Raw genomic sequence first — 6,728 nt, forward strand, 5'->3', positions numbered from 1 at the left:
GGATCTGTCTTGGGTAGAGAGGTTGGACGCTTGCTTCGCCGTCTGACGATCATCATGCTGGCCGCGGTCATCACCGTCGGATTCGCCGAGACCCGCGGCTCGCTCGCCGCGCCGGCCGAGGCGGTACCCGCGACACCGCCCTCGTCGTCGCAACCGATTGCCACCGGGGCGAACAGCAAGGAGTGCGTGGGTTCGGACTTCGCCACGCTGGGCAAGATCTACGACTCGATCTTCGATTCGTTCCTCCCGTACCTTCCGCCTCAGGTGAAGAAGGACAAGGACAAGATCAAGGCGCAGACCCACCGGGACATGGACCGGCTGCGCATCTCGAACATGCTGGTCTCGAATCATCCGTCGCAACTCGGCGCACAGCGCGGTGACGCGATCATGAAGTACCGCGACCCGATCTCGTTGTATGTCGTCTCGCAGCTGCTGAATGTGCGGCACGGCAAGCAGTTCCAGGCGATCACAGTAGAGAATCTCACCCTGGCCCAGGCGGTCGAGACGGTGTGGCTGCTGATATACACGACGGTCATCATCCCGTTGACGGTCGTGTTGAGCGCCGTGCCGAACATCGCGCCGATCTGGGGTCCGATCAACGTGCGGTTCCTCATCACGCTTCCGTTCTACGTGGGGATGTACGGCGCACGCTACCTGTACCAGTTCATCTCCTCCGCCCTCGTGAACTCCTGTCTCGTGTCGATGACCAAGGAGGAGCGCGACCGCGCCGGCAAGCCGATCAAGGATCTACGCTTCTCCGGTTCGGTCCCGAAACTCATCGAGGACATCGCCGGGCAGGTCGATCTCGCCGACCAGAAGGGCTGCGAACCCATCGGCAATCAGCCGATGTCGCGCATCGTCGACCGCACCACCCGGTACCTCACGGACACCAACAAGGATCCCGCGACGAGGGCGGCGATCGCGGGCATCGCCAGGGACGTCGAGAACCGCATGCGCAACACCTGGGTGCCGGTGAACCTGATCCCTGCCGATCCGGCCGACTACAACCAGATCGAGGGCCTGATCTCCCTGCTGGGTGGCTACGTCTCACCGGACATCCCGATCACGATCGGCGACAACAGTTTCGGTATCGCGACCGGTGGTGCGCCGCTCGACATCGTCATCGGCCTCGTCCACAACATCACCACCGGCGAGAACATGGGCAAGCAGGTCCGGCTGTGGGACCTCCCGGTCACCAAATCGATGACCGCGGCCTACTACACGATGTACTTCAGCATCTACGTCGCGCAGGTCGTCTATGCGAACGCGTTGCCCATCGCACTACCGGGCGTCGCGAATCTGGTTCCGCGACCATTCGGACTCTTCTACGCGCCGTTGAACTTCGGTTTCAACGCGTATCACAACGTCCTGCGGTCGATGTGCTTCGCCGAGGACAAGAAAGTGGAGGCGGCGGTCGCATGACGTCATCACGTGCGATAGCGATCATCAGCGTGCTGGTCCTCGGCATCGGTCTGGTCTCGATCTCGACGGCCCAGGCCACCCCGCAGCAGCGGGCGGGCACGGTGCTGCGCACCACCGACATCACCGATCGACCCGACGCAACGGTGGCCGGAGCGGGGACGGTCATCGCGATGACCTACCTGTCGGAAGGCCCCGACGGCGCGCTCGTGCCCGTGCGCGGCACCGTGATGATCCCGAAGAAGGCGGCACCAGAAGGTGGTTGGCGCGTCCTCGGGTATGCCCACGGCACCGCGGGGCTGGGTGATCAGTGCACGGTCACCGACCGCATGGGCCATCAGGGTCGTTACGACGACTGGCTGGGACCGTGGCTCGAGGACGGTTACGTGATCACCGCGACCGAGTACGCCGGCATCGGCGGGCCGGGGGAGCACGCCTACCTCGACGGCGCGGTGTCGGGCCGGAACGTGCTCGACTCGGTCCGCGCGGCGCGCACAGTCGTGGCGCAGCGCGGTGGACAGACGTCGACCGGGTTCGTCACCAGCGGTGCCTCGCAGGGTGGTCACGCGTCGCTGTGGGCCTCGCACCTGGCACCGTCGTACACACCGGAGTTGACGAATGTCGGGGGCGTGGTCAATTCGCCGCCGGTTGGTCTGGCGGACTACTTCCAGCTGTTGCGGCCCGGCGTACCGCCCGTCGCCGTACCCGATTACGTCACGTACTTCTCCTACGTGCTGGCCGGACTCAAGGTCGCCCGACCGGGCCTCGACGTCGATTCCTACCTGACCCCGCTGGGACGCAAGGTCGTCGAGGATGCGAAGACGCTGTGCTATCCGAACCAGGGCCGCGCCACCCGCGGTATGACGGTGGGGCAGCTCATCGCCAGGCCGTTCGACCAGGGGCCGCTGATCCCGGCGCTCCGTGCGGTCACCGGCGTCCCGACGTCGGGCTACCAGGCGCCACTGCTCATCCAGCAGGGCACCCTGGACCCGGTCGCCTTCGCGCCGCTGACCGCGGAATTCGTCGACCGAACCCGTTCCGGCGGCGCGCGCATCGACTTCCGCACCGCGCAGGCCGGGCACGGTCTGGGGTCGTGGTCGGAGACGGTGGCGCTGAAATGGTCCGACGAGCAGCGATGGCCGGTCCGGCGCTGACCCCGACGTTCCCGCCGACCAGACCAGCGTGACCAGACCGTCGACGTCGCGTACACCCATGATTCCGAAGTGATTGGTAACTGCCTTGAACACTCTGCGTTTCGCCATCCGAACCCTGCTGATCGCGCTGACCGTGGTGCTCGTCGGCGTGGTCGCCGCGTGCTCGGCTCCGGCCGAGGACGACAACTCGAGCAGCGGGGGCGAGTACACCCCGGTGACGATCGAGCACGAGTTCGGCAGCACGACGATCGAGAAGCGGCCGGAGCGTGTGGTCACGTTGCTCGCCAACTGGACCGACACTCTTGCCGCCCTTGACATCCCCATCACCGCGGAGTTCGTCGAGAAGGGCTATGCCGGCCCGAACAACCACTTCGCCTGGACACCGGAGCACGACTCCGAGGTGAAGGTGGTCAATTCGCTGGCGGCGCTCGATATCTCGGAGATCGCCGCGTTCCAGCCGGATCTCATCCTCGCCGGGTACACCGGGGATCAGAAGAACTACGACCGGCTCCGTGCGCTCGCGCCGACCATCCCGGTGATGAAGAAGGGTGCGACGGTGGACACCTGGGAGGACATCGCCACCACCGCCGGCAGGATCTTCACCAAGGAGTCGCAGGCGCAGGAGCTGGTCGACGAGACCAACGGCAAGATCGAGAAGTTCACGTCCGATCACCCGAACGCCGTCGGCAAGACCTTCACGTTCGCGCAGTTCCAGCCGACCGGCAACATCGGCGCGATCAACTCCACCGACGATCCGGCCGCGGGACTTCTCACGCAACTAGGGTTCACCCTGAACCCGAAGCTCGCGGCCGAGCACACGGGTTCGGCGACACGCTCGCCGATCTCGTCCGAGCGGATCGACCTGCTCGACTCCGATCTGCTCGTCGCGTGGACGCTCGGTGACGACTCCGTCTATCAGAAGGTCCCCGGGTGGGACAATCTGACCGCGGTGAAGAACGACACGGTCGTGTACCTCACCAACGACAACGCCCCGGCCTTCGGTGTGCCCAGTGCACCGTCGGTGGCGTATGTGATCGGGCTTCTCGACCCCGTTGCCGCGCGAATGTAGCTGCCCCTCGTGAGAAATCCACCCTCGCGCGCGAGGGTGGATTTCTTTTGAGACGGCCGATGATCGTTCACATGTCGAGCGTGGCGCCTCCGTCGACCCGGAGGTCGTGCATGGTGACGTGGCGCGCGGCATCGGAGACCAGATAGACGACGGCGGCGGCGATGTCGGCGGGGTCCGCGATGCGCCCGAGCGGGATGCCCAGCCGGAACCGATTCGGGGTGCCGGCGAGCACCCGCGCCTCGTCTGCGTCCGACGACCACATGCCCCGCAGCATCGGGGTGTCGGTCGATCCGGGTGACACGATGTTCACCCGGACGCCGGCCGGCGCGACGGCCAGCGCGACGCTGCGTGCGTACGAAGTCGCGGCGGCCTTCGATGCCGCGTAGGGCGCCAGGTCGGCGCGTGGGGTGGCGCCGGCGTTGCTCGAGACGACGACCGCGCAGCCTCGTCCCCGGGACGTCATCGCTGCGACCGCGACATCCACGACGTTGCGGACACCCCCGGCGTTCACCGCCATGCACAGGTTCCAGTCGTCGGTCATCACCCCGGCCGCCTGCACCACGATGTCGACCGGACCGCAGGCGTCTTCGGTTGTCCGCCAGGCATTCTGGACCGCCGATCGATCGGCGACGTCGACGACGGCAACACCCACGCCCGCCCGGTCCCAGCCATGGACCTCCGCACCCGCCACACGCAGCGCGTCCACGACGGCGCGGCCGATCCCACCGGCAGCGCCGGTGACGATCGCACGGCGGCCGGCGATCCCCGCGATGGGGGCCTCGGTCACCGGGTCGATCCGGTGGCGACGACGTCGGGGTGGTCCGAGGCGGTCGCCGCGGTCATGGCGAGTGACTTCACGACGTGATCACTGGTCACCACCAGGCCGGCCCGCTTGCCGATGTACTCGGCCGCCATCTGATGCTCGTCGCGGGTGAAGTCGCCCATGCCATCCACGACGAAGAACGGTGCGACGTCGCTCATGAACGCCTCTGCGGCACTGATCATGCAGCCCATGTGGGCGTACACACCGACGACGATCAGCTGGTCGCGCCCGTGATGGGCGAGCAGCTGGCGCAGGTCGGTGCGCTGAAAGCCCGAATAGCGCCACTTGGTCACCGTGATGTCGCCGGCATCCGGGGCGAGCTCGGGGATGACCTCCTCGTCGCGACCGGCCTCGAGTCCGGTGCCCCAGAAGTCGGCGAGAATGCCACGGCGGGAGGGATGCTGATCGCCGGGCTGTGCGGTGTAGACCACCGGAACGCCGGCGCGCCGGCACGCCTCGCGGATCCGGATCATGTTCGGCAGCGCGGTCGCCATGGGCTCCCGATCGACTTGATAGGCGTCGATGAAGTATCGCTGCATGTCGTGGATCAGGAGCGCAGCGCGAGGCGCCTCGAGTGTCCAGTCAACGCGAGCGGGGAAGGGTCCACGGGGAATCTCGTACGGGTTGATTGAAGGAATGGCCACATCGTTAGGGTAGCCTCACCTGTCATGAAGGTTGCACCGTGGTCCCCCGAACTCGCCGAACAGTACCGTGCGCTGGGTCTATGGAGCGGTGAGACGTTCGACGACGTGCTCCGAGCGTGGGCGGGTGACGCCGACATCGCGTCACACACCGCCGTCGTCGACGTCGACCGCCGTCTCAGCTACGCCGAGCTGCACGAACGCGTCGATCTGCTCGCCGCGGGTCTGGCCGCACTGGGCATCCGCCCCGATGATCGCGTCCTGCTGCAGATCCCGAACCGCGTCGCGTTCGTCGAGACGGTCTTCGCGCTGTTCCGGGCCCGCGCCGTCCCGGTGTTCGGTCTACCGGCCCACCGGGAGGCGGAACTCGTCGGTATCGCACGTTCGGCCGGCGCCGTCGCGATCGTCGCACCGCGCGCGCACGAGGGATTCGATCACCGGGCGCTCGTCGAAGCCGTGGCCGGGCAGGTGGATTCGGTCCGTCACCTCATCGATGTCGACGACCTCGACTCCCTGTTCGCCGAGCCGATCGAGCACGGCCGCGCCGATCCGTCCGAGTTGGCGTTCCTGCAACTCTCCGGTGGCAGCACCGGCATCCCCAAACTGATCCCCCGTACTCACGACGACTACCTCTACAGCGTGCGACGCAGCAACGAGGTCTGTGGCGTCACCGGCGACACCGTCTTCATGGCGACCCTGCCTGTCGCGCACAACTTCCCGATGAGCTCACCGGGCATCCTCGGTGCTCTGTACGCGGGCGGCACGGTGGCGTTGACGGCGTCGCCGACCCCGTCGGTCGCATGGGAAATGGTGCAGCGCGAGGGCGTGACGATGACCGGCCTCGTGCCGCCCCTGGCACGCCTGTGGACGGAGACGGCGGAACGGGGCACCGAGTTCGACATCTCGTCCCTCGAGACCATCCAGGTGGGCGGCGCCCGCTGTCCGGATGAGCTGGCCCGACGGATCGGTCCCGCGCTCGGAGTCACCCTGCAGCAGGTGTTCGGGATGGCCGAGGGCCTGGTCTGCTACACCCGCCTCGACGACCCGATCGAGGAGATCTGCACGACCCAGGGGCGTCCGATGTCGGACGCCGATCAGGTGCGCATCGTCGACGAGGCCGGCGAACCGGTGTCCTCCGGGCCCGGATTCCTGGAGACGCAGGGCCCGTACACGATTCGGGGATACTGGGCCGGCGCGGGTGCGGATTCGTTCGCACCCGACGGCTGGTATCGCACCGGTGACGTCGTCGAGCTGAACGAGCACGGCAACCTGGTCGTGCGCGGTCGCGGCGGCGATCGGGTCAACCGTGGCGGCGAGAAGGTGTCCGCCGAACAGCTCGAGGAACAACTGCTCGAGCACCCCGGCGTCCGCGATGCGGTGGTGGTGGCGGTCGCCGACCAGTACCTCGGCGAACGGACATGCGCGTACGTGATCCCGGCCGACCCGCAGGAACCGCCGAACCTGGCCGGCATCCGCCGATTCGTGCGGGAGGCCGGCCTGGCGGAATGGAAATTGCCGGACACGGTGAAAGTGGTCGACGGGTTTCCCGAGACCGGGGTCGGCAAGGTCAGCCGAAAGAAGCTGCGGGCCCTGCTCGCCGGGTAGCGCCCCGGGGGCTCGAC

6 protein-coding genes are annotated in these 6,728 nt (G+C 67.2%); 4 read left to right on the top strand and 2 right to left on the bottom strand.

Annotated features, from left to right (window positions below; genetic code table 11):
• Nucleotides 1-30 precede the first annotated feature (30 nt).
• The 3 genes from D7316_RS04665 to D7316_RS04675 all read left to right on the top strand — a co-directional run bounded on the left by D7316_RS04665 (nt 31) and on the right by D7316_RS04675 (nt 3,642).
• Entirely contained in the window at nt 31-1,422 is a 1,392-nt protein-coding gene (locus D7316_RS04665) for a hypothetical protein (RefSeq protein WP_232016764.1), read from the top strand.
• Nucleotides 1,419-2,573 carry a lipase family protein gene (locus D7316_RS04670; RefSeq protein WP_124707250.1) on the top strand — a complete coding sequence of 385 codons (1,155 nt, stop codon included), beginning with the start codon at nt 1,419-1,421 and terminating at the stop codon, nt 2,571-2,573. Before D7316_RS04665 ends, D7316_RS04670 begins: the two co-directional genes overlap by 4 nt.
• Nucleotides 2,574-2,658: 85 nt before the next feature.
• Nucleotides 2,659-3,642: an ABC transporter substrate-binding protein gene (locus tag D7316_RS04675; RefSeq protein WP_232016765.1), complete on the top strand. Its 984-nt coding sequence runs from the start codon at nt 2,659-2,661 to the stop codon at nt 3,640-3,642.
• A gap of 67 nt (nt 3,643-3,709) precedes the next feature.
• Here the strand turns inward: D7316_RS04675 and D7316_RS04680 are convergent, their stop codons facing one another.
• Both D7316_RS04680 and D7316_RS04685 read right to left on the bottom strand, forming a co-directional pair.
• Nucleotides 3,710-4,429, bottom strand: a complete 720-nt coding sequence (locus tag D7316_RS04680) for an SDR family oxidoreductase (protein ID WP_232016766.1) — start codon at nt 4,427-4,429, stop codon at nt 3,710-3,712.
• A complete protein-coding gene (locus tag D7316_RS04685) occupies nt 4,426-5,109 on the bottom strand; it encodes an isochorismatase family protein (protein ID WP_124707251.1) in 684 nt (227 codons plus the stop codon). Before D7316_RS04685 ends, D7316_RS04680 begins: the two co-directional genes overlap by 4 nt.
• A 24-nt stretch (nt 5,110-5,133) precedes the next feature.
• Here D7316_RS04685 and D7316_RS04690 point away from each other — a divergent pair, with 24 nt between their 5' ends.
• The gene (locus tag D7316_RS04690; protein WP_124707252.1) at nt 5,134-6,711 is read left to right on the top strand and encodes a (2,3-dihydroxybenzoyl)adenylate synthase; all 1,578 of its coding nucleotides are present in this window, start codon (nt 5,134-5,136) and stop codon (nt 6,709-6,711) included.
• Nucleotides 6,712-6,728 lie beyond the last annotated feature (17 nt).

It is taken from the genome of Gordonia insulae (genome assembly GCF_003855095.1).
GTDB classification, from domain to species: Bacteria; Actinomycetota; Actinomycetes; order Mycobacteriales; family Mycobacteriaceae; genus Gordonia; species Gordonia insulae.

Bases quoted from the DNA above. Each gene is read 5' to 3' on its own strand.
- D7316_RS04670 (WP_124707250.1), top strand. From the start codon at position 1,419: ATGACGTCATCACGTGCGATAGCGATCATCAGCGTGCTGGTCCTCGGC.
- D7316_RS04690 (WP_124707252.1), top strand. From the start codon at position 5,134: ATGAAGGTTGCACCGTGGTCCCCCGAACTCGCCGAACAGTACCGTGCG.